Below are 26,788 nucleotides of genomic sequence, written 5' to 3'. Positions count from 1 at the left end.
AGTCATTTTTTCTTTTATAAATCTGGATTTTTGAGCGAGATGACGCGTTAGCTCATCGCTTCGAGAACCACACCGTCTTGTTCCATCTGGTCGAGACGGGAGAGCAATTTGCGGGTGATTTGCTCGAGTTGATCTTTTTCTGTTGTGCTGAGCGCGGACCAGAGTTGATGCAGGCAGTTATGCTGCGGTGGTAAAACCTCGCGCAAAAACTCGTGACCTTTTTCCGTTAATTGCAGATGCAGGCAGCGGCGATCATTATCGCTTTCACGACGTTCGATCCAACCGCGTTTTTCCAGTTCATCGGCAATACGCGTCGCGTTGGTACGGGATGATCCAAGAGCACAACTCAATTCAGAAGGCTGAATACTGTGGTTTTCCTGAGACTCCAGCGTAATCAACGCCATAAACAACGTCTCGTTAATCCCCTGAGCCTTCAGCATTTTATTGCGGTTCTCCAGCAGCTTGCTTTGCATGTGCATGCAAAGACGAGTCAGAAGGATCTCCTGATAAGGAAAATCTTCGTGGCGGCTGGCGCGAAATTTTAGCATTTGTTCAATGGGCGTAAACGAACTATCCATTTGGGTATGACCTCATTAATTTCAGTCGATATAGTAACGACAGTGACAAATAAAGTAAATGTATTGTTTTAGAAAAATGATTCTTGTGGGTTATATAATCGCCATCACTTTCCAGGCGAGCCCATAGGCCAGCGCACTAAGCAGTGTTGGGATGATAATGCTGCGTGTTTTATAGAAACTGGCACCCAGTACCGCGAAGCCGACCAGAGTGGGCACGAAACGGCGTGTATCGTGCATCACTTCTGGTGCGGTAGAGACAACCAGCAGAGCGCATATCGAGGCGATGCCAATGGTGTCGAGCAAAATACCTACCGCGCCACGTTTGGTTGGGCGGGCATTACCCACACGCAGGCGCAGCGGCAAATAGCGGAAGCAATAATTCGCCGCGCCAACCAGTAACCCAAGCAGCAGAACCTCATAGCTCATCGGGCGCTCCTTGCCAGAATGCCTGGATTAACGCAGTGAGGCAGCCACAGACAATGCCTGCCAGAATGGCGACGGGAATAGAAAATAGCGTTACGCCTGCAAGGGCACCAACTAACGCTGCGGTAACGCAAAGAGATTGTTTGCGCTGGAAAGAGGCGAGCAGGAAACTCATAAAGAGTGCCGGAAGCATAAAACCTAATGCTGCTTCAACGGCGGGATATCCTTGCAGCAAGCCGCTGCCGGAGAATGCCCCTATTACCGTACCAAATACCCACGATGACCATGAACTGAAGGCAATGCCGATCATCCAGTTCTCGCTCCAGCGGCGATTATTGCGTACCAGTTTTGCGGTTGCGGCGGCAAAAACCTCATCCGTCAGGCCAAACGCCCACAGGGCAGTTTTCGATTTTTGCAGACGCTGAATAATACGGCTACGCAGTGACGGGCCATACAAAACATGGCGAACATCCATTGCCATGACGGTCAGTGCAGCAACCCACAAACTACTCCCGGCTGCCAGCATCGCGGTAATGACGAACTGGCTCGCGCCTGCATAAATGATGCAGGAGAAAAAAACGCTTTCGAGAGGAGAGAATCCCAGACGGGTCGCATTCAGACCGAACGCAAAGGCCACCGGAATATAACTAATAACAATCGGTAAACTGTCTTTGCATCCTTCCATGAAGGTCGCCGAACCAGGAGCAGGCTGTGGAGTAGGGCTTTCCATAGAGTGTACGCTTAACGATTGTTAATATTATAAATAGACTGAATGAATATCTTAACCTTATCAGACTGATGGGCTTCTTAACACCCTTATAAGTGTAAAGCCACGAAAACGGTTGCTGATTGCTTAAATTGCGGCTTCCTGACGATGAAAACCTCGCCACCAGACCAGTAAGTTAACCAGGGCAATCGTCGCGCCAGCCAGACAAACGCCAGCCCAACCGCCATGTTGCCAGGCTGAGGCTGAAATTAGCGAACCGGCGGCACCGCCAATAAAGTAGCTGGTCATGTAACCTGCGGTCAGGCGATTACGCGCATCAGGGTGTATTCGATAAATTACCGTCTGGTTAGTGATATGCACGCCCTGCACGGTGAGATCCAGCACCAGGATGCCGATAATCAAGGCCAGTACGGAAGTGTGGCCAAACCAGATAGCAAGCCATGAAAGTAACAGCAGCAGCAGACCGAAAGTTGTGGTGTGGTGCGATTTGCCCTTATCGGCAAAACCGCCCGCCGGACGAGCACCCAACGCTCCGGCAGCTCCTGCGAGTCCAAACAGACCAATGACGCCATCGCTGTAATTAAAAGGCGGAGCGGCGAGCAAAAAGGCCATTGATGTCCAGAGAATGCTGAAGTTGGCAAAGGTCAGGCAGCCCAGCAACGCGCGGGTGCGCAGAATTTTATCGCTGATAAACATGCTGAAAACGGAACCTAACAACTGTGGATAGTTGAGATGGGTTTCTGATTTCATTTGTGGCAGACCACGCCATAATGCCAGCGCCATCAGTGCCATTAACACCGAGGCAACCCAAAAGACGGTGCGCCAGCCGCCGAGGTTTGCCAGCAACCCGGCAACGGTTCGTGCCAGCAAGATCCCCAACAGCAGCCCGCTCATAATGGTGCCGACCACTTTGCCGCGTTTGTCCGGTGAAGCCAGCGTCGCTGCCAGCGGAACCAGAATTTGTGCCACGACCGAGAATAAACCGGTTAATGCCGTACCGAGGATCATCATCGCCAGCGACTGACTGCTGGCGGTAATCAACATACCGCCCGCTGCCAGTAAGGTCATCGAGACAATCAGGCGGCGGCGTTCAAACATATCACCGAGGGGAACAAGAAACAGCAGACCTGCGGCATAGCCCAACTGCGCGGCGGTAACAATAAAGCCCGCCGAACTGGCGGAAAGGGAAAAGTTACGCGCGATGGTGTCGAGTAATGGCTGGGCGTAATAGTTACTGGCTACCGCCAGACCGGTGGCGATAGACATCAGCACGATCAGTGCCGGGCTAATCTCATGATTAGGTTTAGTCATTATTTTTGTTCATCAGGTGATGATTAAGCTGGAAATCAATAATAGCGGATGTTGATGAATATGGGATGAAAGATAGATTGTTGAAATGTGCGGTGTGGTTTGTAGGCATGATAAGACGCGGCCGCATCGCATCAGGCATTGTGTACAGAGCGGCGGATGCGGCAAAAGCGCCTTATCCGCCCGAATAAAAATTACTTCTGCGCTGCCAGCGCCTCATTCACCCAGCCATCGAACTGCTGCTGGTGGGCTTTGATCCAGCCATCAACGTGTCCCTGAATATCGCCTTCTGAGGCTTTGCCGTCATGCATGATGGCGTTCTGGGCGTTAATGTCTGCCACCGGCAACTGCATAATGGCAAACAGTTTCGCTGCTGCCGGGTTTTTCTCGGCCCAGGCTTTGTTGGCAACGATATGCATGGTACTGACCGGGAAGCCGTAATTCGCGCCATTCGGCAGTTTGGTATCGGCATTTTTATCGCCCGGCAGTGCGGAGAACGGCACCTGCAACCAGACCACATCTTTCCCCGGTTTCAGTTCGTTACTCACCCAGTACGGCGTCCAGGTGTAGTAAAACACCGGCTTACCCTCTTTGTAACGACTGATGGTGTCAGCCATCATCGCTGCGTAGTTCCCCTGATTATGGGTTACGGTATTGGTCAGTCCATACGCGGCAAGCTGGTGGTTGATCGCACCTTCGCAGCCCCAGCCTGGGTTACAGCCGGTTAAATCCGCTTTACCGTCGCCGTTGGTATCGAACAGTTTGGCGATCTTCGGATCTTTCAGTTGCGCGATGTTGGTGATTTTGTACTGGTCGGCGGTTTTCTTATCGATCAGGTAACCCTGTGCCGCGCCGTTAACGAATACCCCTTCACGATAAAATTTCTTATCGCCACCGGCAGCTTCGTACATGTTGTCATGCAGCGGCGTCCAGTTCACGGCGGTGAAGGTTGCATCGCCGGAAGCAAGTGAGGTGTAGCCAACGTTGTAATCCACTTCGCTGGGTTTATTGACGGTATAACCTAATTTCTCCAGTGCACGACTGACCAGCAGCGTCTGGAAGGTTTCTTCAGTGATGGTGCTCTGAACCGGATTAACAGTAATGCCTTTGCCCGGCAGGTCGGCAGCAAAAGTTTGTGTAGAGATAAGCGTGGCAAACGCTGTCGCAAAAAGTACGCTATGTCGCATTGTTATTCCTTTTTTTGGCAGGGGGATATGCCCGGCGTCACCGGGCAAGTGCAGAGTTACTTAATGAATGGACGGGTCAGCAGACCGACAGGGCCAGTGGTGTACCAGCGACGGTTGCCGCGACTGCGTGAGTCGCGCCCAACGGCCTGCGTCAGGCGGTCGAGGATAATGGCGAGGATCACAATCCCGACGCCGCCAACGGTGGCAAGCCCCATATCCAGGCGACCGATACCGCGTAGTACCATCTGACCCAGCCCGCCGACGGCAATCATCGAGGCAATGACCACCATAGAAAGGGCCAGCATCAGCGTCTGGTTAACGCCCGCCATTATGGTCGGCATCGCCAGCGGTAACTGAACTTTGAACAGCATTTGACGCGGGCTGGCACCGAATGAGCGCGAGGCTTCAATTAAATCCGCCGGAACCTGATTAATACCAAGAATAGTCAGACGGATAATCGGCGGCAGAGCAAAGATGATCGTCACCACTACGCCCGGCACGTTACCGATACCAAACAGCATGACGATTGGCACCAGATAAACAAACGCTGGCGTGGTCTGCATGGCATCAAGCAGTGGACGAATAATTTTCGCCGCTCGTGGACTTCTCGCCAGCCAGATCCCCAACGGCAAACCGATGACGATACAGAACAGCAGGGCGGTTAATACCAGCGCCAGAGTAACCATTGCCTGCGACCATGCACCGATTGCGCCGATGGCAATCAGCGAAACCAGCGTCGCCACGCCCATTCCGACACCGGAAATTTGCCAGGCGATGAGAGCGAAAACGATAATCGCCACCGGTGCGGGCATACCCAGCAGCAATTGCTGGAAACCGTTAAGGATGTAATCGACCGGAACGCGAACGCCCTGGAAGACGGGACGGAAATGGGTAACGACCCAGTCGATCCCTTCAGTGACCCAACTGTCGAGCGGGATCAGCGTTTTATGGAACGGATCGAGAATATTAAAATGCTCGACGTTTGGTGCAGGCGTACTGGTCAGCCAGTCAGCGCCACCGCCGTCAGTCGGTGCAGTCGCCGGTGTACCCCAGGCGTCTGCGGATTGTGCGGCACTGTCCGCCGCTGGCGTGGTATCCCACGGATTATTTTGATCAGCCATTATTTACCCCCTCACGATCTAAAGCGCGCAGCAGCATTCCTTTCGAAATGATGCCGACATACTGTTGGTCCTCGTCGACCACGGGCACCGCACAGGGCGCTTGTCCGACATGAGAGAGCAACTCGCTAAGAGGCGTTTGCGCATCGACTGCTAATGGCGCATCAATCAGCGCCGCATCAAGACCTTGCTGCTGCGTTAACGCGGTTTTAAGCGAATCGATAGACACAGCGCCGACAAACTTATTACCGCGTTCGATAACGTAGCCATATTCGCGGTCTTCATCCTGCAATAATTTCAATGCCGAACGTGGGCCGAAGCCAGGGGTTTTACGAATTAAGCCATTCGGTGTCCGACGGGCAATATCTTTCGCACTGAATACCTGACTAATATCAACGCCACGGAAGAAGGTACGGACATAATCATTCGCCGGATTATTGAGAATTTCATCCGGTGTGCCAACCTGCACCACTTCACCATTTTGCATAATGGCAATTCGGTCGCCAATACGCATCGCTTCGTCGAGATCGTGAGAAATAAAGACAATGGTACGTTGATGTTTCGCCTGTAATTTTACCAGCTCATCCTGCATCTCAGTGCGAATTAATGGATCAAGCGCCGAGAAGGCTTCGTCCATTAATAATATATCCGGATTAATTGCTAATGCGCGGGCTAATCCGACGCGTTGACGCATCCCACCAGAGAGTTCGTCCGGGTAGCTATGGGCATAATTTTCCAGCCCGACCTGACGCAGTGCATCAAGGGCTTTTTCCCGGCGTTCTTCGGCATTAATTCCGGCCAATTCCATACCGAATGCAGTATTGTCCAACACGGTCATATGCGGCATTAAGGCAAAGGACTGGAAGACCATCGCAATCTTTTTTCTGCGCACCTCACGGAGTTCGGCGTCGGATATTTTGGCAATATCCACACCATCAATCAGCACTTGCCCGCGGGTGGGTTCAATCAGGCGATTGAGAAGGCGTACCATTGTGGATTTACCCGAACCGGATAATCCCATGATGACAAATATCTCGCCTTCTTCAATGGCCAGACTGGCGTCTTTTACGCCAAGCGATAGCCCGGTTTTTTCCAGAATTTGTTCTTTTGAAAGTCCTTGTTCGATATATTTGAACGCTCGCTGAGGATGCTCGCCAAATATTTTATAGAGATTTTTAATTTCTAATTTAATTGCCATGCAATAGAAAGATTCCTGTTATTTGTTTATGTCGATACATTACCCAATGGAAATAGTCACTTTTTTCTACCCTAACATACTGAGAATCTGAGGCAACCCCTGATGGCAAATGTGGCATGAATATTGATGCGAGCAAATCGCCGGAATTTCCCATGATATAAGGGCTGAGAGCAAATCGAGAAAGTTGATATTTTTTTGTCATAGATAGCGAAAAAACGCCTGAATATTGTGGTTTCAGGCGAATAATGCAACAGAGTATCAGTGTAGATCACCACAAAATATTTGCGTGATAAAAAGCTATTTGGCGGGAATTATTTCCCCTGCTGAAGTTGGTGAAATTTTGAAAAATAACCGGTCAAAAATTCCAGTCTTCATCTTCTGTTTCTACCGCTTTTCCCATCACATATGAAGAGCCTGAACCGGAAAAGAAATCGTGATTTTCATCGGCATTCGGCGAAAGCGCGGCGAGGATTGCCGGATTTACTTCCGCCATTTCTGCGGGAAATAGCGGTTCGTAGCCCAGATTCATCAAAGCCTTATTGGCGTTGTAACAGAGAAACGCTTTCACATCGTCAGCCCATGTGGTTTCGGCATAGAGCTCATCGGTGTATTGCAACTCGTTGTCGTAAAGTTCCAGTAGCAAATCGAAGGCGAAACTCTTCAACTCTTCACGTTGGGCCATGGAGATCTTTTCAAGGTTTTTCTGATATTTATAGCCGATGTAATAACCGTGCACTGCTTCATCGCGGATAATCAGACGGATCAGGTCTGCGGTATTAGTTAGCTTTCCGCGGCTGGAGAAATACATCGGTAGCCAGAAACCGGAATAGAACAAAAATGATTCAAGAAAGACACTCGCGATTTTCTTTTTCAGCGGATTATCACCGCGATAATGTTGCTGAATAATCTGTGCTTTTCGCTGCAATGGCGCGTTTTCTTCACTCCAAGCGTAGGCGGCATCGACATCTTTGGTCTGGCACAGCGTCGAGAAAATCGAACTGTAAGAGCGGGCATGAACCGCTTCCATAAAGCTGATATTCGATAATACCGCCTCTTCATGGGGCGTGAGCGCATCGGGCATCAGCGAAGGCGCGCCGATAACATTTTGCAGCGTGTCGAGCAGCGTCAGGCCAGTAAAAACGCGCATCGTCAGTTGTTGTTCTACGACACTTAATGTCTGCCATGCAGGAATATCGTTCGACAGCGGCACCTTTTCCGGGAGCCAGAAATTGCTGGTCAGGCGATTCCACACCTCCAGATCTTTATCGTCAGATATCTTATTCCAGTTGATGGCGCTGATACGTGAGAGTTTCATAGATATTCCTTAAAGCGCGCAGGAGACGCAGCCTTCAATTTCAGTACCTTCCAGCGCCATCTGACGCAGGCGGATGTAGTAGAGCGTTTTGATACCTTTGCGCCAGGCGTAAATCTGCGCTTTGTTGATATCGCGAGTGGTGGCGGTATCGGGGAAAAACAGTGTCAGCGACAGTCCTTGATCGACATGGCGAGTCGCTTCGGCGTAGGTGTCGATGATCTTTTCTGCGCCGATTTCGTAAGCGTCCTGATACAGCGCCAGATTCTCGTTAGTCATAAACGGGGCAGGGTAGTAAACGCGTCCTGTTTTGCCTTCTTTGCGTATCTCTACTTTCGCCACAATCGGATGAATACTCGACGTGGCATGGTTGATATAAGAGATGGAACCGGTTGGCGGCACCGCCTGGAGATTTTGGTTGTATATGCCATAGCGCATCACGTCGTCGCGCAGTTGCGCCCACATTTCGCGGGTAGGTAACGTAATACCGCTGCGAGCAAACAACTCGCCAACTATCGCCGTTTTCGGCTGCCAGTTCCCTTGCAGATATTGGCTGAAATATTCACCATTGGCATAGCGTGACTGTTTGAACCCGGCGAAGGTTTCACCGCGTTCGCGCGCCAGCAACATTGAGGTACGCAGCGCGTGCCAGGTGATGGTGTAGAAATAGAGATTGGTGAAATCCAGTGCTTCCGGCGAACCATAGGCGATGCCTTCTCGCGCCAGATAACCGTGTAAATTCATCTGCCCCAGACCGATAGCGTGTGAGGCGGCATTTCCGGCTTCGATGGACGGCACGCTGCGAATATGACTCATATCTGACACCGCAGTTAAACCGCGCACGGCAGTCTCTACCGTGCGGGCAAAATCGGGGGAATCCATGGTGTGGGCAATATTCAACGAACCTAAATTGCAGGAAATATCATGGCCTGTGCGGGCATAGTCGAGATTCTCGTCATACTCTGAGGCGCTGTTAACCTGCAAAATTTCTGAGCAGAGATTGCTCATATTTATACGCCCGGCAATAGGGTTAGCACGGTTAACCGTGTCTTCATACATGATGTAGGGATAGCCGGACTCAAACTGGATTTCTGCCAGTCGCTGGAAGAAATCACGGGCGTTGATGTATTTTTTGCGGATGCGTTCATCGGCTACCAGTTCGGCATAGTGTTCGCTGATGGCGATATCGGCAAACGGCTTGCCATAAACTCGCTCAACGTCATAGGGCGAAAACAGCGCCATCTGCGCATTCTCTTTTGCCAGATGGAAAGTGATATCCGGGATCACCACCCCCAGCGACAGTGTTTTAATGCGGATTTTCTCGTCGGCATTTTCCCGTTTCGTATCGAGAAAACGCAGAATATCGGGATGATGGGCATGTAAATAGACTGCGCCAGCACCCTGACGAGCGCCGAGCTGGTTGGCATAAGAAAATGCGTCCTCCAGCATTTTCATCACCGGAATCACGCCAGAGGATTGATTTTCAATACGTTTAATTGGTGCGCCCGATTCCCTCAGATTCGACAGCAAAAATGCCACGCCGCCGCCGCGTTTCGACAGTTGCAGTGCGGAATTTACCGCCCGACCAATCGACTCCATATTGTCTTCAATACGCAGCAAAAAACAGGAAACCAGTTCGCCGCGCTGCTGCTTACCACAGTTGAGGAATGTCGGTGTTGCAGGCTGAAAGCGTCCTGACAGCATCTCATCGGTCAGTTGCGTCGCCAGTGTTTCATCGCCTTGTGCCAGCGTCAGCGCCACCATCGTGACTCGATCGGCAAAATCTTCCAGATAACGCTTACCGTCGAATGTCTTCAACGTATAGCTGGTGTAAAACTTCCATGCTCCGAGGAATGTCTGAAAACGAAAACCGCTGGCGTGTGCGTGGGCAAATAGCGTAATGACAAATTCGCGAGAGTAACGGTTGAGGACGCTTTCATCATAGTAACCCTCGTTGACCAGCCAGTTCAGGCGCTGCTGTTGGCTGCTGAAGGTCACGCTATTCGGGCGTACATGCGTCGCCAAAAATGCATCTACTGCCTGGCGGTCTTTATCGAACTGAATGCGACCCGCGTTATCGTAAATATTAAGCATCGCATTCAGAGCGTGGTAATCCATCGTTTCCTGCGTCAGGCGTTCTGCGGTTGTCGTTGCCAAAATTCGGTTACTCCTTTACGAATGTTTTCGATATCGCTTTGCGTACCCATGAGTTCAAAGCGGTACAGCCACGGCACGCCGCATTTCCGGGCAATCACATCTCCGGCGCGGCCATACGCCTCACCAAAGTTGCGATTACCCGAAGCAATAACGCCGCGAAGCAACGCCCGGTTGTGCTCGTCGTTTAAAAAGCGAATGACCTGCCGTGGCACCGCGCCAGCCGTACCGCCGCCGCCGTAAGAGGGCACGATCAGGATGTAAGGCTCGTCTACCTGAATCCGTTCCCGCTCATTGAGCAGGATGCGCACCGCGGGCAGTCCTAAACGTTCGATAAAACGCTGCGTATTTTCGGAGCTGCTGGAAAAGTAGACGAGTTGGCTCATGCACTGGCCGCGTGTGGCGCTGGATGCAGACGATTGATCATGTCCGGGCGGAAACCAGACCAGCTAAGATCGCCTGCAATCACTACCGGCAACTGACGAAAGCCCTGAGCACGTAACGCTTCCGCCGCTTCAGGAACGCGATCGACATTAATCATTTCAAAATCAAAGCCACGGTTTTCCATCGCCCGTTTGGTGGCGTGGCACTGAACGCAATCGTTACGAGTGTAAATAGTAATGCGCATGATTCGTATTTCCGTTTAAAATGAAGATACGGCGCGATGATACGCGTCGGGTTGTCTCTCTGTTGATACAGAGATACTAGATGTAGTTGAAAAAAGATTCAACCATACAAGATATGGGAATTTTAGATTGATTACACCACCGATGAATGGCTCAACGGGGTAGGGGATTTTGTGTTTTTTTGCCGGGCGATTGCCCGGCATCAGGAAGTTACATCCGCATGGAAACGGCCAGGCGGTTAAAGCAATTCATCAGCCCGATGGCAAATGTTAAGTCGCTGATTTCTGCTGCGCTGAAATGCTCAAGCAAAGGCTGATAAACGTCGTCTTCCGCATGGGTTCGGGCAATATCGGTCACCGATTCCGCCCATGCCAGCGCCGCCCGCTCGCGATCGTCAAAATGATGGCTTACGCGCCAGCCTGCCAGGGCATCCAGCTTATGCTGCGGCACACCGGATTTGCGTAATGCTTTGCTGTGCATCTCCAGACAAAATGCGCAACCATTGATTTGCGAGACGCGCAAATAAACTAACTCCATCAGCGTAGTTTCCAGCGTGCTATTTTCCAGCGCCGTTTTGGCCTGCACCAGCGCGTTATATACCGTTGGGCTAAGTTCGTAGTAAGGCTGACGTAATGTAGTCATACAGTTTCTCCTCTTATTAACGCCCGCAATGTAGCACTATAATGGACTGCTAAAGAGAGCCATAAATTACCTAAAAAAGCAGACCATATGCCGCGCTATCAGGATATCGCCCGTCAGTTAAAAACGGCTATTGAGCAAGGGGAACTGAAACCCGGCGCAAGGCTACCTTCAAGTCGTACCTGGTCGCAGGAACTGGGGGTGTCTCGATCCACTGTCGAAAATGCGTATGCTGAGCTGGTGGCGCAAGGATGGCTGATCAGGCGGGGACAGGCTGGCACATTTGTCAGTGAGCAGATATATCCGCAACAATCTACTGTACAAGTTGTGTCTTTTGCCGGTGAAAGTCAGCAACCGTTGCCATTTCAAATGGGATTACCCGCACTCGATCTCTTTCCGCGAGAGCTGTGGGCGCGGGTGATGGGGCGTCGCCTTCGTACCCAGACGCGCTTTGATTTGGCGTTAGGCGATGTCTGCGGTGAGGCGGCGTTGCGTGAGGCAATAGTTGATTACTTACGCGTTTCACGTGGGATTGATTGTCAGCCAGAGCAGGTCTTTATCACTCACGGTTATGCGGCCTCAATGGCTTTAATTCTGCACGCGCTGGCGAAACCGGGAAACGGGATGTGGATGGAAGATCCCGGCTTTCCACTGATTCGCCCGATTGTCACTCGCCACGGTGTGGAAATTTTGCCTGTGCCGGTTGATGACAACGGACTGGATATCACAAGCGGAATACAAAATTATCCTGATGCGTGTTTTGCCCTGATAACACCAGCACACCAAAGCCCGCTGGGTGTGGCGCTCTCTTTAGCGCGCAGGCATCAGATACTGGAATGGGCAGAGCGTAGTCAGGCATGGATTATTGAAGATGATTATGACAGTGAGTTTCGCTATCACGGTAAGCCGTTACCGGCGTTAAAAAGTCTCGATGCACCGCAGCGGGTAATTTATGCCGGAACATTCAGCAAAGCACTATTTCCTGCATTGCGCTGTGCGTGGCTGGTGGTGCCGGTGAAGCAAATTGCACAATTCCGCCACCAGGCGTCACTGGCTCCATGTGCGGTACCTGTTCTATGGCAGAACACACTGGCAGACTTTCTTCGCGAGGGGCATTTCTGGCGGCATCTGAAGAAAATGCGTCAGCATTATGCTCAACGTCGGCAATGGATTGAGCAAGCGTTGACGCAGCAGGGATTTCAGGTTGTGCCGCAGAAAGGTGGTATCCAGATGGTGATCAGAATGATGGGCGATGATATTGCCCATGCGCGTAAAGCCAATGCTGCAGGCCTTGCGGTGCAGGCACTTAGCGACTGGCGTATCCGCTCAAGTGGGGAAGGTGGATTACTTCTCTCTTTTACCAATATCGTTAACGAAGGTATGGCGCGACAGGTAGCACAACAATTACGTAAAGCCTTAAGCTAAAAAACCCCGAAATCAGGTTCCGGGGTCAAAGACGCGTATTTATTATCATTGTAGCACTACGATTTGCGCATGCTTAACAGTGCGCCGATAAAAATACCTACCGCAGCTGCTGTACCCACGCTACACCAGGGTCTTTCACGAACAAAAGAATCCGCGCAGCCAACGGCATCGCGCGCGGCTTGTTGGACGCGAGTACGACCATGCATTCGCGCTCGGGTTTCTTTCAGTAGAGCCTGCGCTTTACTACGAGCGGCTTCGGCTTCCCCTTTGGCGTCGCTGCCCCAGGACTTCAATACAGATTCGAGGCTGTCAGCTAATTGATTGACATCATTCTGGATATCCTGCACGCCATCATCAACGTCGTTGCGGTTCGGTCGGTTAAACATATGATCCCCCATTAGAATTCGATGTAATTTTCAGTGTAGACCATAATTTTCTTAACTGAGATTCATCGCGGCTTTATGGACTTTTCTGAAAGCGTTGTGAATGCGCAATCAGGTAAGGTAGGCCCGCGGTTGATAATAACGAGGATCAAATATGTATTTACGACCAGACGAGGTGGCGCGCGTACTTGAAAAAGTCGGTTTTACTGTCGATGTGGTAACTCAGAAAGCGTATGGTTACCGCCGTGGGGAAAATTATGTCTATGTTAATCGCGAAGCGCGAATGGGACGTACCGCTCTGGTAATTCATCCAACATTAAAAGAACGCAGTTCAACACTGGCTGAACCCGCTTCCGATATTAAAACTTGCGATCATTACCAGCAATTTCCGCTCTATTTAGCGGGTGAACGTCATGAGCATTACGGTATCCCACATGGCTTTAGTTCGCGTGTTGCGCTTGAACGTTATTTGAATGGTTTATTTGGCGAAGCCAGTTAAAGACGCGACTGGCGATGCCAGTCGCGAAAAGAAGGGTCAGGCTTTTACCTGCTGGTAACGGCTGACTTTAAACAGTCGGCGGCAATAATCGAGGAAGTAGCCATAAACCGCCCCCATCAACATCGAAACAACGATGTTTGAACTGACCGCCGCCATAATCTGATGCCAGTCTGCGCCCACCACTAACAAGATCGCCACATACACCGGTGACTGGAACGTCACATACGCCAGGATATCCGCCAGATTTTTTACCCAGCCCGACGGACTAACTTTGCGTGCCGCGCGCATAAACAGATCGCGGTACATACCGTATGGCCATGCAATTAAGATGTTCACCGGAATCGCTACCAATCTGGAATAAAGAGACTGTTCGAAGCTCATTCCGGAGAGGAAAACTTCAATACACATGTTCACGACAGAACAGTAAACAACCATCGCGAACGTATCTGCAACTGCATGACGCAAGCGTGACTGCGGTGAGAACATGCTAATGCTCCTTAATAAAAGCGTAATGGGACGTTAATAGAGATGAAAGCAGTGGATCTCATTGCCATCTGCATTTTCGCATAGCGTATATCGCTGGCTATGACTAATCAATTAGTGAAAAATTTTTATTTAATCTGTTTTTGTAGATAAAATATTCCGTAGCGGCGCGTTTTTTGTACATTGTGGATTTTTACATGCTGATATGATTTATTTTTAATTAAATCAATTAGATATGGACGTATCTTTATTTTCACTAATGAAAGTTTGGGGGTGAGGTAACGCTATAAGCGTAGAGAGTTCGGTGTATGCAGTGACTGGGTCATTTTCAGCATTTTTTATGCCAGACAATGTACATTAACAGCAGAAAGCACCAGTGAGTGATGTTTATTTTTATTCGTATATATTGCATTTTTATTCGATTTGGTTTTATCAGGCTTGCGGAATTAGCGAGCAGAGAGCGCCGCTCTGTTCACCAATAACCGAAATTACTCATCAAATTGGCTAATATATAATCTTGAAATTATTCTGAGAGTTTCAGAAAATAACAGCTGAAATAATCTCGTGCAGGATTGTAAATAGATTAAATTTTGTGGAAATATAATAAGTGATCGCTTACACTACGCGACGAAATACTTTTTGTTTTGGCGTTAAAAGGTTTCCTTTATTATGTCCGTAATGTTACAAAGTCTAAATAACATTCGCACTCTCCGTGCGATGGCTCGCGAATTCTCCATTGACGTTCTTGAAGAAATGCTCGAAAAATTCAGGGTTGTCACTAAAGAAAGACGTGAAGAAGAAGAACAGCAGCAGCGTGAACTGGCAGAGCGCCAGGAAAAAATTAGCACCTGGCTGGAGCTGATGAAAGCTGACGGAATTAATCCGGAAGAGTTACTGGGTAATAGCTCTGCAGCTGCACCACGCGCTGGTAAAAAACGCCAGCCGCGTCCGGCAAAATATAAATTCACCGATGTTAACGGTGAAACTAAAACCTGGACCGGTCAGGGCCGTACACCGAAGCCAATCGCTCAGGCGCTGGCAGAAGGTAAATCTCTCGACGATTTCCTGATCTAATTACTGAGGCCGGATGTCGCTGCTATGGCGCGTCCGGCGTCGCTTCTCAAGCTTGTTGGTTCCACGGCATCTTATCTAACAACCTTGCCATCCCACAAAAACCGCTAATTCCTGCAAACAGTAACCCGGCACCAACAAAGCCACTTAATAAGAAGAAACCACTATTTACGGTATAACCCAGTACAACGCCGATTAATATTAAACCACCCGCGGCGATCTGCACCTGGCGCATTAACGGCAAGGGTTGAGACTTATTTACCGCAACTGGCAATCCTGCTTTTTTCCAGCCATCAATCCCATCTTCGAGTAAAAAGATTTCTGCGGGTGCGGCAATCGCTGCTAATTTATCGGCGTTATTACTGGTGCGTTTACCTGCCTGGCAGTGGAAGATAATTTGCTCACGACGTAATTTAGCCGGAAGACCTGACTGTTCGAGCACAGATAATGGAGCCAAATCTGCTTCAGGAATATGTTCACGAAGATATTCATCAGCATCACGAATATCGATTAACTTTGCGCCGCGTGCGATTAATTCTTGTGCATCATGCGGCGAAATGGTTGTCAAAGCCATAGTGACTCCTTACGGACAATAGACATTTTTCAGGGTGGCGATAATGGCATTTACCGCCTCATTTTTAATGGAATATAGAATGCGTTGGGCATCCCGTTGGCTGTCGATAAGCCCTTCGTCTCGCATACGAGCGAGATGCTGTGATGTCGCAGAGGCACTCAATCCGGTAATGCGCGTCAGCTCTCCCGCGCTGGTGCCGGGTGAACCGCTAAGCATGCACAGAATCAGCAACCGTTTGGGGTGGCTCATTGCTTTCAATAAGGCCGCTGCCTGTTCGGCACTGGCCTGTAATTGCGCGAGTTCAGCCATAGTTATTTAAGTATTCTCTAAATTAAGTAAACTCTAAACTAAAAATACAACATATGCCAGCATCAGCCGCGTAAATGAGAGTAAAAGCGTAAGCTGAAACTGGCAGGCTCCGCTAAAATTACTACGCTTAAGAGATAAAATCTCTTTTTAAACAATGAGTAATTTTCTTATAGGGAGTACATATGGGTTTCTGGAGAATCGTCATCACCATCATTCTGCCGCCGCTCGGCGTGCTGCTCGGTAAAGGGTTCGGTTGGGCGTTCATTATTAATATTCTGCTGACACTGCTTGGGTATATCCCCGGTTTGATTCACGCGTTCTGGGTGCAAACCCGCGATTAAACCTGTCCTCACCCCCGCGGCGTTAACGCGCCGCGTTCCTCTGCTACACTTTCTGAGTGTTTCCGTTAACGAATGAGGTAGCTATGGGTCTGTTCAATTTTGTGAAAGATGCCGGAGAAAAACTTTGGGACGCGGTTACAGGTCAGCACGATAAAGACGATCAGGCGAAGAAGGTGCAGGAGCATTTGAACAAAACCGGTATACCTGATGCCGATAAAGTGAATATTCAAATTGCCGACGGCAAAGCGACGGTCACTGGTGACGGCTTAAGTCAGGAGGCGAAGGAGAAAATCCTTGTTGCGGTGGGGAATATTTCCGGTATTGCCAGTGTCGATGATCAGGTGAAAACGGCGACACCAGCCACTGCCAGCCAGTTTTATACCGTTAAGTCTGGCGACACTCTGAGTGCCATTTCCAAACAGGTCTACGGTAACGCCAATCTGTACAATAAAATCTTCGAAGCGAATAAACCGATGCTAAAAAGCCCGGATAAAATTTACCCGGGGCAAGTGTTGCGTATTCCTGAAGAGTAGTTAATTGCCAGCCATTGCCTGCTGGATAATGGGAATTGGCGTCAGTAAATGCTGGCGCATTAACTCACTGGCGCGCGCGGTATCTCGCGCCAGTACCGCCGCAGTCAGGGTCTGGTGCTGATCGTGTTTATCCTCCAGCATTTCTACCGAAAGCACTGTTCGCCGCAGCCAGATAAATCGATAGCGCGCCGCCAGATCAAACAACCGTTCACGCATTTGCAGCAAATAGTGAGAACCACAGCCCCCCACAATTGCAGTATGAAACGCCTGATGACGCAGATCCCACTCATCAAGCATTTTCTCACTGGCGTCACAGGCCTCCAGCTTACTCAGCAGATGCGCTTTTGCGAGAACGTCTGCCTCCCATTCATCGCCACCGCGGGCAATCGCCAGACTGACCAGCATCGCTTCCATATTGGCGCGGGCGTCGAAAATATCGAGCAGCTCCTGCTCTGACATAGACGCCACCCGATACCCTTTTTGATTCACCACCGTGACCAGTCGTTCTGCTACCAGTTGCGAAAGCGCTTCCCGCAACGGCCCAACGCCAAGTGCATAACGCGATGTCAGCAAACTCATCCGTAATTTTTCATCCGGTTGAAAATTACCGCGAATAATATCGTTCTTCAGCCAGCGATAGCCATCCAGAGACGTAATGGTCATGGTGTGACTCCTGATCATTATTAGCGCGTATTATGAACGGGTGTTTTTTGCCACAATACCAGTTTTTTCCAGCGCGCCATAATCGGCACGGTACAGATTATCCCTATCGCTAATAAACCGGTGGAGATCACTTCTAACTGTTGCGCCGGGCGGAATAGCATCACTACCAACACAAAGGTAATAAAGCCGATTACCAGCCAGGTGAGCCACGGGTAAAGCCACATTCGCAGGCGAATTTCGCTTCCTTCTGCTCGCAGGATTTTGCGCATTCGTAATTGCGAAACGGCGATGACTAAATAAACCAGCAGGGCGATAGCGCCGGAGCTGTCGATCAGAAATTTAAACACTTTCGCCGGTGCGTAATAGTTAACCACCACCGTTAAAAACGCCGCGCCGGTGGAGAGTAACACCGCCACGTACGGGGTTTTACTGCGGTTAATTTTGCCCATTACCGCGGGTGCATCACCGCGACGGCTTAAGGAGTAGAGCATCCTTGACGCGGTATACAGCGCCGAGTTCAGGCAACTGGTTACGGAAAGTAATATCACGCAGTCCATGATTAATTTCGCATGAGGAATATTGAGCAATTCCAGAACCGAGCGATAAGAACCCACGGCTTTCAGCCCCGGCATATTCCACGGTATTAATGCCACGACGACAAAAATAGAGCACAAATAGAAGATAGAAATACGCCAGATAACCGAGTTGGTGGCGCGGACAATATGTTTTTCCGGCGTGTCGGATTCCGCGGCGGCAATGGTGACAATTTCTGCGCCCATAAACGAGAACATGGTAATCAACATCGCGCTTAATACCGCACCGAAGCCATTGGGCATAAAGCCGCCGCTATCCCACAATCTTGAGATCCCGCTCACTTCGGCATAAGGGTAAAAACCGCTAATTGCGACTGCACCAAGGAAAATAAAGGCCAGGATAGCGATGACTTTGCACAGCGCCAGCCAGAACTCAAATTCGCCGTAGTTTTTAACGCTTAATAAATTACTGCCAGTTAAGGCGAGGGTAATGACGAGGGAAAACAACCAGATAGGAATGCCTGGAACCCACGAGTGCAGGATCATGGCGGCGATGTTGGCTTCCAGCGGGATAACCAGTACCCAAAACCACCAGTACAGCCAGCCGATGGTATAACCCGCCCAACGGCCAATAGCTTTATCGGCATAGGTGGAAAACGAACCCGTGTCGGGCGTGGCAACCGCCATTTCCGCCAACATCCGCATAATCATAACCACCAGTAATCCGGCGAACAGATAGGCCAGTAATACCGCCGGGCCCGCTTCGGCGATGGCGACGCTGGAACCGACAAACAGACTTGCGCCGATAACACCGGCAATAGACAACATGGTGACGTGGCGTGACTTCAGCCCGCCGCCTAACTCATGTGGTTGCGATGATTGCCCCATCCTGAATCCTCTCGAAAGTGTGTCACTTGGGAGAGCGCCCCGACATTTCCCGCGTCGGGTCACGCGTGTAATTGTTATTGGTTCTTTTTACCGGAGAGCGGCTCCGCCTTATCCGGCCGACATAGATTTATTCCTGTTCACATACAGATTGTCGGATGCAGCGTAAACGCTTTATCCGACCTGGATTCTCGTAGGCCGGACAAGACGCGAAGCGTCGCCTCCGGCATGGTGCGGTGCTACTGCTTCGCCTCATCAAAACACTGGCTGATGATCTCCAGACCCTGACGGATCTGAGCATCTTCAATAGTGAGCGGGACAAGGATGCGCAGCACGTTGTAATACGGGCCGCAGGAGAGAAGAATCAGGCCTTTATCGCGGGCGCGCGCCACGATGTCGGCGGTGAGTTTTGCGTCCGGTTTACTGTGATCGCCACCTTCAAACAGCTCGATAGCAATCATCGCCCCCAGCCCGCGAACGTCGCCTACCTCCGGGTGTTTTTCGGCGATCGCCAACAATCCGTCTTTCAGTTTCTGCCCCAGATCGTTGGCTTTTTGCAGCAGATTTTCCTGCTCGAATACCTTTAACACTTCCAGCGCTGCCACGCAGGCAATCGGGTTACCCGCATAGGTACCGCCAAGGCCGCCCGGTGCGACAGCGTCCATCACTTCGGCGCGCCCGGTGACGCCCGCCAGCGGGAAGCCGCCCGCGATCGATTTCGCAAAGGTGGTGAGATCAGGTGCCACGCCCATTTGCTCCATCGCAAACAACGTGCCGGTACGCCCCGCGCCGCTCTGCACTTCATCGGCAATCAACATGATCCCGTGCTCGTCACACAGTGCGCGTAAACGCTGCATAAAGGCTGGCGTCGCGGCGTAGAAACCGCCTTCGCCCTGAACCGGCTCAATCACGATGGCGGCGATATCTTCCGGCGCAGCGTCATTTTTGAAGATCCGGTGAATACTGGCGATAGCGTCATCTTCACTGATCCCGTGCAGCGGGCAAGGATAAAGCGCGCGATAAACATGGCCCGGCATCAGGCCCATCCCAGCAGAGTACGGATTCACCTTGCCAGTCAGCGCCAGCGTATAGTGCGTGCGCCCGTGATACGCGCCGCTAAAGGCGATGGTGCCGCTACGTTTGGTGGCGGCGCGGGCGATTTTCACCGCGTTTTCCACCGCTTCGGAACCAGTCGTCACCAGCAGCGTTTTTTTGGCGAAATCGCCCGGTACCTTCTGATTCATAATCTCGCACAGCGCCAGATACGGCTCGTAAGCCAACACCTGGAAGCAGGTGTGCGACAGTTTTTTCAACTGCGCTTCCACCGCCGCAACCACTTTCGGATGCAGGTGCCCGGTATTGAGCACCGCAATCCCGCCCGCGAAATCAAGATACTCACGGCCTTCAACGTCCCACACCCGGCAGTTTTCTGCGCGATCAGCGAAAATGGGGTGAATTTGCCCAACGCCACGGGGAATCGCCTGACTGCGGCGCTGCATTAACTCTTTATTGCTGCTCATTCGCGTTCTCCAGTTAAAGACCGATGCACATGTATTTGATTTCTAAATAATCTTCGATGCCATACTTCGAACCTTCACGACCCAGACCCGAGGCTTTTATGCCGCCGAACGGGGCCACTTCATTGGAAATAATGCCGGTATTGATACCGACGATGCCGTATTCCAGCGCCTCGCCCACGCGGAAGACGCGGCTTAAATCACGGGCGTAGAAATAGGCGGCAAGGCCAAACTCGGTGTCATTGGCTTGCGCAATCACATCGGCTTCATCTTTAAAGCGGAACAGCGGGGCGAGGGGGCCGAACGTCTCCTCTTTCGACACTTTGGCGTTGGCCGGAACATCCACCAGAATGGTTGGCTGGAAGAAGTTGCCGCCGCGTTCATGCGCTTTACCGCCGCAAACCACGCGTGCGCCTTTCTCCAGCGCATCGGCGATATGCTCTTCCACTTTTGCTACCGCTTTTTCATCGATCAGTGGCCCAATGGTGACGCCTTTTTCCAGCCCGTCACCGATGTGCAGTTTGCTCACCGCCTGCTGCAATTTTTCGGCAAAGCGGTCATACACGCCGTCCTGCACATACAGGCGGTTGGCGCAGACGCAGGTTTGCCCGGCGTTACGGAATTTCGAGGCCAGCGCGCCTTCCACGGCTTTATCGAGATCGGCATCGTCAAAGACGATAAACGGCGCGTTGCCGCCCAGCTCCAGCGACACTTTTTTGATGTCTTTCGCGCACTGTTCCATTAACTGACGGCCAATTTCGGTCGAGCCGGTAAACGACAGCTTGCGCACCAGCGGATTGCTGGTCAGTTCGTTACCGACCGCGCCCGCCGAACCGGTGACCACGTTAAATACGCCAGCCGGAATGCCCGCGCGAATCGCCAGCTCTGCCAGCGCCAGCGCAGAGAAAGGCGTCTGACTGGCGGGTTTCAGCACCATCGTGCAGCCTGCCGCCAGCGCCGGACCGGCTTTACGGGTAATCATCGCTGCCGGGAAGTTCCACGGCGTGATAGCGGCGGTAACGCCAATCGGCTGCTTGATAACAATCAGGCGTTTATCGGCCTGATGACCGGGAATGGTGTCGCCATAAATACGCTTGCCTTCTTCGGCAAACCACTCAATAAAGGAGGCGGCGTAGCTGATTTCGCCTTTCGCTTCCGCCAGCGGTTTACCCTGTTCGAGGGTCATCAGGCGCGCTAAATCGTCCTGGTGCTCCATCATCAAATTGAACCAGTTACGCAGAATGTTGGCGCGTTCTTTGGCGGTAAGGGCACGCCAGGCGGGCAGGGCGCGGTTGGCGGCGTCGATAGCGGCGCGGGTTTCATCTGCGCCCATTTTGGGTACGCTACCCAGCTTGTCGCCATTCGCCGGATTAGTGACCTCGATGACTTCGCCATTGTTGGCGTCCAGCCATTCCCCGTTAATTAACGCCTGCTGGCGGAATAAGTTACTGTCGTTCAGTTTCATCGCTACATCCTGTTTTCAAAGGTTATTGATTAAAGGCGGCGTGTAAGGCATCCACACTACGTGCCGCTCGCAGCGTGCGTCCGGGGTTACTCTGGCTTGCCAACAGCGTTTGTACCTTGCTGACAATATGCGCACCAATAGGAATTGCTGATGTCGCTGCCGGGGAGGGCGCATTGCAGGTGTGGATCGTGCGCGGGGTGGTGACAAACAGAAAATCGTCAATCAGCTTGCCGTCCGGCGATACTGCCTGCGCCCGCACACCGGCGGGCCAGGGCTGGAGATCGCTTAACGAAAGCCCGGGACAATACTTTTGCACCAGCCGCAGATAGCCGCTTTTGCACAGCGAGTTTTTCATCTCGCCCAGTCCTGAGCGTAGATGGTTTTGCAGCACCCGGCGAATCCCCGACGAGCCCAAAATCTCCAGCGTGTCGCTAAATGAGAAGTCGCGCTTGCGATAGCCTTCGCGTTTGAACGCCAGCACCGCGTTTGGCCCGACGGTCACGCTGCCGTCGATCATGCGGGTGAGATGCACACCCAAAAACGGCATTGCCGGGTCGGGGATGGGGTAAATCAGGTGGTTAACAATCTGGTTATGCGCCGGGGCAAGGCGGAAATATTCGCCACGGAACGGGCAGATGATAAAGCCCGGCTCGAGGCCGAGCATTTTCACCAGCCGGTCAGCCATCAGCCCGGAACAGCTAATCAGCGTCGATGCTTCATATTCACCGCCCTGACGGGTCCGTATCACCACGCCGTTTTTATGCTCACTGAGGGCGCTGACTTCGGCGTTATAAATAATCTCACCGCCTCTGGCCTGGAAGATTTTTGCCATTGCCGCCGTCACTTCGCGGTAGCTGACAATACCGCTGGACGGCACAAAAATGCCGCCCAGTCCGGTGATATTCGGTTCGCGCTCGCGTAGCTCCTCGGCGTTTAACCACTCGCGCTCAATACCGTTCGCCGCCGTGCGTTCCCATAAGCAGCGCATCCGTTCCATTTCGAGTTCAGACGTGGCGACCAGCATCTTGCCGCAGTTGTCGTAGCGAATGCCGTTTTGATCGCAAAAGGCTTTAGTGGCGCGGTTTCCCGCCAGGCAAAACTGCGCCTTCAGGCTGCCGGGCGTGTAATAGACCCCGGCATGGATCACGCCGCTGTTGTGGCCCGTCTGGTGACAGGCCGGGCCGGACTCTTTTTCCAGCAACGCAATGCGGGCGTCCGGATAGACATCAATCAGTTGCATGGCGGTCGACATGCCAATGATGCCGCCGCCAATAATCACAAAATCATACATCCGCTCGATTCCTTTGCGCTTACTGATGCGTCTGGTAGTGGTGAGTGGCGTAAGCGAAATAGCCGCGCTGGCGCATCAGTTCACGACGCAGATCCGGATGCGGAGTAAAGCGGTCGCGTCCATGTAGCCAGAACAGATTGTTTATCAACAGGAATTTGCCAACGGGAACGGGTACAGACAGAATGCCTTTGCTGGTTTCAATGGCGTCTGAAAGCTCGCTCAACCACACGCCTTCTTCGAAGTCTTTCGGCTGGACGAACTGGTCGATATAGCGCATCACCGGGCGCCCCTGCTGATCGACGTCGAACACCGGATGGAAAACATCTTTGCTGACGTTTTTGCTCGGCGGCGCGGCGAAACGCATTGGGCGACGCGCCAGCGGGTGGCGGAAATAGTGCTCCAGATGTTCCCAGTCATCGAGATGCAGCAGCAGCGAATTTCCGCCCTGCATGTTTTGCTCGTCGATTTTCATCATCAGCACGTAATCAGTGATTTCTTCGACGTAGGTGCCGTCGTTGTGCAGCTCCATCACACGATGCGGCTGACGCAGATAGCTGTCTGAGTTATCGACATTTTTCACCACAAAACGCGCGTAATACTGACCACTCATGGCGTCGAAATTTGAGCGACCAATCAGATGCGCCACCGCCGTTGCCAGCTTCACCATCTCATCTGCCTGCGCGACATCATCGACACCTACCGCATTAATTAACAGCGCACCTTCAGCACGGTTTAGCAGCGTCTTCAACAGCAACGGTTGCAGCTGATTCGCACACAAATCATCAAGAATTTTGCCTACCCGAAAACGCAGAAACGATTTGTACTCCAGCGCCTGCACGGGCCATTCGGCAACCTGCTCGAGAAACTGTTTGGTCGTCTGTTCGGTGAAGGTGAGTTCCAGCAGACGCGGGGATTGCGCCGATGGGATGAGAGTGAATCCGCTATAGTCCTGGCCTGAATCGACAGCGATATTTTGTACGGCGGTCAGTGCATTCATCAGAAGCGATCCTCTTATGAGATGTAGGGTGACATGGCGATGCTCATTTCGTAGCCATAATCTAAAAATATCTACATTTCTGAAAAATGCGCACAAAAGCGACATATTGTTTTCTTATTGTGATCAAAAGCAATAAATTAGTAACATTTAATGTAGGGTATTAAGGCAAAGGAGACAGGAAATGAATAACTAAAGCAACAGGTTAGGGAGAGCTACCATCAGAGAACAGATTATCTGGTCGATAAAAAACAGTAAATGGCTTCACTGCAAAATGACCGTTAGTAAACTAAACATATCATCTGCCCCGTTTTAGCGGGGCAGATATAACATTAAATTACAAATAGAAATAGTTCGGCGGTTCTCCTGTTTTCCCTAAAAGAAGAGCGCTGCGCCCAGGAATATTGATATTTAGAGCTCCGCCTCTAAGCGTAAATACTTTACCAGGGGGAATACTTTTGCGTGTATTATTATTATTAATGGTAACGCTATTACTCCCCATGTTTTTATATATTCCTGGTTGCAATTTGTTAGGCCAGGTACCTTCAACTTCTTCGTTTCCTTTATTTATTATAACTAGTCCATCATGAGGAGAGTGATTAATGTTCACAGAATCCCCACGACTAAAGGCCAGAACATTTTTAGTTGCAAATACACCCTCAAATGCGCTCCATATTCCTTCTTTATCTATATATAATGCGTGGAATTCATTGTAGAGCTGCTGATAGGTAGAGCAACCTTTATTAAGCCACGCCTCACCGCCGACACGAGTGGACCCATCATCATTTTTAATCTCAGTCGTTGATTTTAATACCTGACCATCCCAGTAAACTAAAGGCCTGCTGAACGGGAGAGCGGCCATATATGCCATTGCTAATTGTTCATCTTGCTGATGGTTAAATAAAAAGTCATTGAAAAGATTACCATTGTTAGGGAAATCGTGGTTGATGTTAATCAATATCCGTCTTTCTGATGGGATGCTTGAGATTGCGGAACCCGGTTTTGATGCAAGGGTTTGGAGATCTCCACCGAATGAAAAGGCTTGTATCGTCTTCATGAGCAATGAAAAATCAATGGCGCTTAAATCATCTCTTTCATAAAGCAGCGATGACATTTGTTGTTCATCTAACGGACAAGTTACCAGGTATTCCATGTAATTCATAACAGCTTTTTTTTGATATTTTGGATTAAATAAATTTGTATTGTGCAACCGTTCATTATAATTTTTAAGCGGTGGGGTTATCGACCTCTCTATTTGTTCATGTTTTGAGTGTTTTGCTGCATCATAACGTAAACCTCGTACGCCATATTTTCGCATTTCACGAACGTATTGATTTTGCAACATAATAACCTGGTCACTTTTGGGTGTTGTTTTAGGCATTCCATTTAAACGCTTTTCTTTTAATGCATGGAGGTTTTCCCATTCATCCTTAGAAATATTATCTTTACTTGCTTCGAAGTCTTTTGCAGTGAGATGTATATCTTCTGGATGGATTTGGTCACGTTCTTTAGTTACTGGATCTATAATAAAGGGAATCAAGACCTGACCTTGCCAATAGCCAGGGATACCACTGTCTATATCTTTACTAATCTTCGCTCGTATATCGGCAGAGGGATAATCCAGATCATTTTTACCACTTCCTCCGATCCCCATAAAGTTAAATGTATAATCAGGAATGATATCGATGCCAAATTTTTTGGCATCTTTAACCAATGCGATAAAATCCTGCAAATCTCCCATTGGATTATGGATGGTACAAAGATCTTCGGGTTGATAAGCGTGATACCAGTAACCTTTTTCTTCTTCAGGTGTTTCTGGTCCGTCGGCGCGGAAAGTTGTTACGGGAGGGATTTGTATATAACCATAATGGCAACGTGCAAACTCGGCCATATTTTTCCTGATTTGCTGGTAGGTGGCATTAAAAGCATGAAGAATCGCCTCGCCAGGTTTTTTGGGTGTGATGATTTCACATTGTGATTTCTGATCAGCAGTAAGAGATTTACGCTCAAGTGTTTGCCGTAGATGTTCTGGATTGATTAATATTTTAAATGTTTTTTGCTGGCCGGAAGGTGACGTTACGTTAATATTATATACATCAGCTGCCAGTTCATAGTCAGGAATGTTAATAGCATATGCAACATACTTATCTTTTGGAGACGGTTTGTCAGATATAATGTGAGTGAAATGTTCAGCTGGACCATACTGATGAACACCGCTGTTATCACCTCTTTCAATCATTGTATCTCGTTGATAAACCCATGTTTTTCCTTCTCCTATCCTGTCTGGCGCTGTAATGCTACGCTGTGCTGCTTTATTCAACTCTCGGTAAGTTGTATCTGGAAAAAGGGAAATTTTATAATCGTTTTTTAACAGATCATTAATGACTTTTTCTGCGTGAAAAGTTGATATAATTTCTCTGTCTTTTAAATCCTGAGGATAAACTCCACAAGAATTAATAATATTTGTTATACAGTTTAGATATTCTAATGTATTTAATTTGGAATTTAGATCCCCGTCAGTAATTTTCCATGATAACAATGTGGGGTTGTCG

28 protein-coding genes are annotated in these 26,788 nt (G+C 50.3%); 5 read left to right on the top strand and 23 right to left on the bottom strand.

The window, feature by feature from the left end:
- Positions 1-47: 47 nt before the first annotated feature.
- From emrR to HEN33_RS17960, 12 genes are all read right to left on the bottom strand, one after another.
- A complete protein-coding gene (gene emrR, locus HEN33_RS18015) occupies positions 48-578 on the bottom strand; it encodes a multidrug efflux transporter EmrAB transcriptional repressor EmrR (RefSeq protein WP_000378442.1) in 531 nt (176 codons plus the stop codon).
- A gap of 90 nt (positions 579-668) precedes the next feature.
- Complete coding sequence (gene ygaH, locus HEN33_RS18010; RefSeq protein WP_000119749.1) at positions 669-1,004, bottom strand: L-valine transporter subunit YgaH; 336 nt, start codon at positions 1,002-1,004, stop codon at positions 669-671.
- Positions 994-1,731 carry an L-valine exporter subunit YgaZ gene (gene ygaZ, locus HEN33_RS18005; RefSeq protein WP_000445658.1) on the bottom strand — a complete coding sequence of 246 codons (738 nt, stop codon included), beginning with the start codon at positions 1,729-1,731 and terminating at the stop codon, positions 994-996. The genes ygaH and ygaZ overlap by 11 nt, the downstream gene beginning before the upstream one ends.
- A 123-nt stretch (positions 1,732-1,854) precedes the next feature.
- Positions 1,855-3,039 (bottom strand): MFS transporter, encoded by a 1,185-nt coding sequence (locus tag HEN33_RS18000; RefSeq protein WP_176262655.1) that lies wholly within the window; start codon positions 3,037-3,039, stop codon positions 1,855-1,857.
- 191 nt (positions 3,040-3,230) lie between these two features.
- A complete protein-coding gene (gene proX / locus HEN33_RS17995; RefSeq protein WP_001216531.1) occupies positions 3,231-4,223 on the bottom strand; it encodes a glycine betaine/L-proline ABC transporter substrate-binding protein ProX in 993 nt (330 codons plus the stop codon).
- Between the two features lie 56 nt (positions 4,224-4,279).
- On the bottom strand, positions 4,280-5,344 hold the full coding sequence (gene proW, locus HEN33_RS17990; protein WP_000774978.1) for a glycine betaine/L-proline ABC transporter permease ProW: 1,065 nt from the start codon (positions 5,342-5,344) through the stop codon (positions 4,280-4,282).
- Entirely contained in the window at positions 5,337-6,539 is a 1,203-nt protein-coding gene (gene proV, locus HEN33_RS17985; RefSeq protein WP_000985494.1) for a glycine betaine/L-proline ABC transporter ATP-binding protein ProV, read from the bottom strand. Before proV ends, proW begins: the two co-directional genes overlap by 8 nt.
- 355 nt (positions 6,540-6,894) lie before the next feature.
- A complete protein-coding gene (gene nrdF, locus HEN33_RS17980; RefSeq protein ID WP_000777949.1) occupies positions 6,895-7,854 on the bottom strand; it encodes a class 1b ribonucleoside-diphosphate reductase subunit beta in 960 nt (319 codons plus the stop codon).
- A gap of 9 nt (positions 7,855-7,863) precedes the next feature.
- The gene (nrdE, locus tag HEN33_RS17975) at positions 7,864-10,008 is read right to left on the bottom strand and encodes a class 1b ribonucleoside-diphosphate reductase subunit alpha (RefSeq protein WP_176262654.1); all 2,145 of its coding nucleotides are present in this window, start codon (positions 10,006-10,008) and stop codon (positions 7,864-7,866) included.
- Positions 9,981-10,391, bottom strand: a complete 411-nt coding sequence (gene nrdI / locus HEN33_RS17970; RefSeq protein WP_176262653.1) for a class Ib ribonucleoside-diphosphate reductase assembly flavoprotein NrdI — start codon at positions 10,389-10,391, stop codon at positions 9,981-9,983. The genes nrdE and nrdI overlap by 28 nt, the downstream gene beginning before the upstream one ends.
- The gene (gene nrdH, locus HEN33_RS17965) at positions 10,388-10,633 is read right to left on the bottom strand and encodes a glutaredoxin-like protein NrdH (RefSeq protein ID WP_001223227.1); all 246 of its coding nucleotides are present in this window, start codon (positions 10,631-10,633) and stop codon (positions 10,388-10,390) included. The genes nrdI and nrdH overlap by 4 nt, the downstream gene beginning before the upstream one ends.
- Before the next feature lie 208 nt (positions 10,634-10,841).
- The gene (locus HEN33_RS17960) at positions 10,842-11,273 is read right to left on the bottom strand and encodes a carboxymuconolactone decarboxylase family protein (protein WP_000209820.1); all 432 of its coding nucleotides are present in this window, start codon (positions 11,271-11,273) and stop codon (positions 10,842-10,844) included.
- An 87-nt stretch (positions 11,274-11,360) separates the two neighbouring features.
- On the opposite strand from HEN33_RS17960, the gene pdxR reads away from it, so the two are divergent.
- The gene (pdxR, locus tag HEN33_RS17955; protein ID WP_105282299.1) at positions 11,361-12,695 is read left to right on the top strand and encodes a MocR-like pyridoxine biosynthesis transcription factor PdxR; all 1,335 of its coding nucleotides are present in this window, start codon (positions 11,361-11,363) and stop codon (positions 12,693-12,695) included.
- A 56-nt stretch (positions 12,696-12,751) separates the two neighbouring features.
- Here the strand turns inward: pdxR and HEN33_RS17950 are convergent, their stop codons facing one another.
- Positions 12,752-13,081, bottom strand: coding sequence for a DUF883 domain-containing protein (locus tag HEN33_RS17950; protein WP_001295174.1), 330 nt, complete (start codon positions 13,079-13,081; stop codon positions 12,752-12,754).
- A 151-nt stretch (positions 13,082-13,232) separates the two neighbouring features.
- Between HEN33_RS17950 and HEN33_RS17945 the strand changes: the two genes are divergently transcribed.
- On the top strand, positions 13,233-13,577 hold the full coding sequence (locus HEN33_RS17945) for a DUF2002 family protein (RefSeq protein ID WP_000281320.1): 345 nt from the start codon (positions 13,233-13,235) through the stop codon (positions 13,575-13,577).
- A 36-nt stretch (positions 13,578-13,613) separates the two neighbouring features.
- On the opposite strand, the gene alaE is transcribed toward HEN33_RS17945, so the two are convergent.
- Entirely contained in the window at positions 13,614-14,063 is a 450-nt protein-coding gene (gene alaE / locus HEN33_RS17940; RefSeq protein WP_000492661.1) for an L-alanine exporter AlaE, read from the bottom strand.
- 666 nt (positions 14,064-14,729) lie between these two features.
- Between alaE and stpA the strand changes: the two genes are divergently transcribed.
- Positions 14,730-15,134 carry a DNA-binding protein StpA gene (gene stpA, locus HEN33_RS17935; protein WP_000115383.1) on the top strand — a complete coding sequence of 135 codons (405 nt, stop codon included), beginning with the start codon at positions 14,730-14,732 and terminating at the stop codon, positions 15,132-15,134.
- Between the two features lie 46 nt (positions 15,135-15,180).
- Here the strand turns inward: stpA and ygaP are convergent, their stop codons facing one another.
- The gene (ygaP, locus tag HEN33_RS17930) at positions 15,181-15,705 is read right to left on the bottom strand and encodes a thiosulfate sulfurtransferase YgaP (protein ID WP_001229453.1); all 525 of its coding nucleotides are present in this window, start codon (positions 15,703-15,705) and stop codon (positions 15,181-15,183) included.
- A gap of 9 nt (positions 15,706-15,714) precedes the next feature.
- Entirely contained in the window at positions 15,715-16,014 is a 300-nt protein-coding gene (locus HEN33_RS17925) for an ArsR/SmtB family transcription factor (protein ID WP_176262652.1), read from the bottom strand.
- A 182-nt stretch (positions 16,015-16,196) separates the two neighbouring features.
- Between HEN33_RS17925 and HEN33_RS17920 the strand changes: the two genes are divergently transcribed.
- Together HEN33_RS17920 and kbp are read left to right on the top strand one after the other, a co-directional pair.
- Positions 16,197-16,355 carry a YqaE/Pmp3 family membrane protein gene (locus HEN33_RS17920; protein ID WP_000508177.1) on the top strand — a complete coding sequence of 53 codons (159 nt, stop codon included), beginning with the start codon at positions 16,197-16,199 and terminating at the stop codon, positions 16,353-16,355.
- 83 nt (positions 16,356-16,438) lie between these two features.
- Positions 16,439-16,888, top strand: a complete 450-nt coding sequence (gene kbp, locus HEN33_RS17915; protein WP_000522415.1) for a potassium binding protein Kbp — start codon at positions 16,439-16,441, stop codon at positions 16,886-16,888.
- Here the strand turns inward: kbp and csiR are convergent, their stop codons facing one another.
- From csiR to HEN33_RS17880, 7 genes are all read right to left on the bottom strand, one after another.
- A complete protein-coding gene (gene csiR, locus HEN33_RS17910; RefSeq protein ID WP_176262651.1) occupies positions 16,889-17,551 on the bottom strand; it encodes a DNA-binding transcriptional regulator CsiR in 663 nt (220 codons plus the stop codon).
- A 20-nt stretch (positions 17,552-17,571) separates the two neighbouring features.
- Complete coding sequence (gene gabP, locus HEN33_RS17905; protein WP_001295173.1) at positions 17,572-18,972, bottom strand: GABA permease; 1,401 nt, start codon at positions 18,970-18,972, stop codon at positions 17,572-17,574.
- Positions 18,973-19,208: 236 nt separating this feature from the next.
- Positions 19,209-20,489, bottom strand: a complete 1,281-nt coding sequence (gene gabT / locus HEN33_RS17900; protein WP_105278431.1) for a 4-aminobutyrate--2-oxoglutarate transaminase — start codon at positions 20,487-20,489, stop codon at positions 19,209-19,211.
- Between the two features lie 13 nt (positions 20,490-20,502).
- Positions 20,503-21,951 carry an NADP-dependent succinate-semialdehyde dehydrogenase gene (gabD, locus tag HEN33_RS17895; protein ID WP_000772890.1) on the bottom strand — a complete coding sequence of 483 codons (1,449 nt, stop codon included), beginning with the start codon at positions 21,949-21,951 and terminating at the stop codon, positions 20,503-20,505.
- Positions 21,952-21,973: 22 nt separating this feature from the next.
- Positions 21,974-23,242, bottom strand: a complete 1,269-nt coding sequence (gene lhgO, locus HEN33_RS17890) for an L-2-hydroxyglutarate oxidase (RefSeq protein ID WP_176262650.1) — start codon at positions 23,240-23,242, stop codon at positions 21,974-21,976.
- 19 nt (positions 23,243-23,261) lie between these two features.
- Positions 23,262-24,239, bottom strand: coding sequence for a glutarate dioxygenase GlaH (gene glaH / locus HEN33_RS17885; RefSeq protein WP_176262649.1), 978 nt, complete (start codon positions 24,237-24,239; stop codon positions 23,262-23,264).
- A 334-nt stretch (positions 24,240-24,573) separates the two neighbouring features.
- Positions 24,574-26,788: alpha amylase C-terminal domain-containing protein (locus HEN33_RS17880; protein WP_203219659.1), on the bottom strand; the 2,215-nt coding region annotated here is incomplete at its 5' end.

It is taken from the genome of Escherichia sp. 94.0001 (assembly GCF_013369155.2).
Classification (GTDB): domain Bacteria; phylum Pseudomonadota; class Gammaproteobacteria; order Enterobacterales; family Enterobacteriaceae; genus Escherichia; species Escherichia coli_F.
The sequence above is the reverse complement of the archived record's forward strand: the minus strand, read 5'-3'. Positions and strand labels throughout refer to the sequence as shown.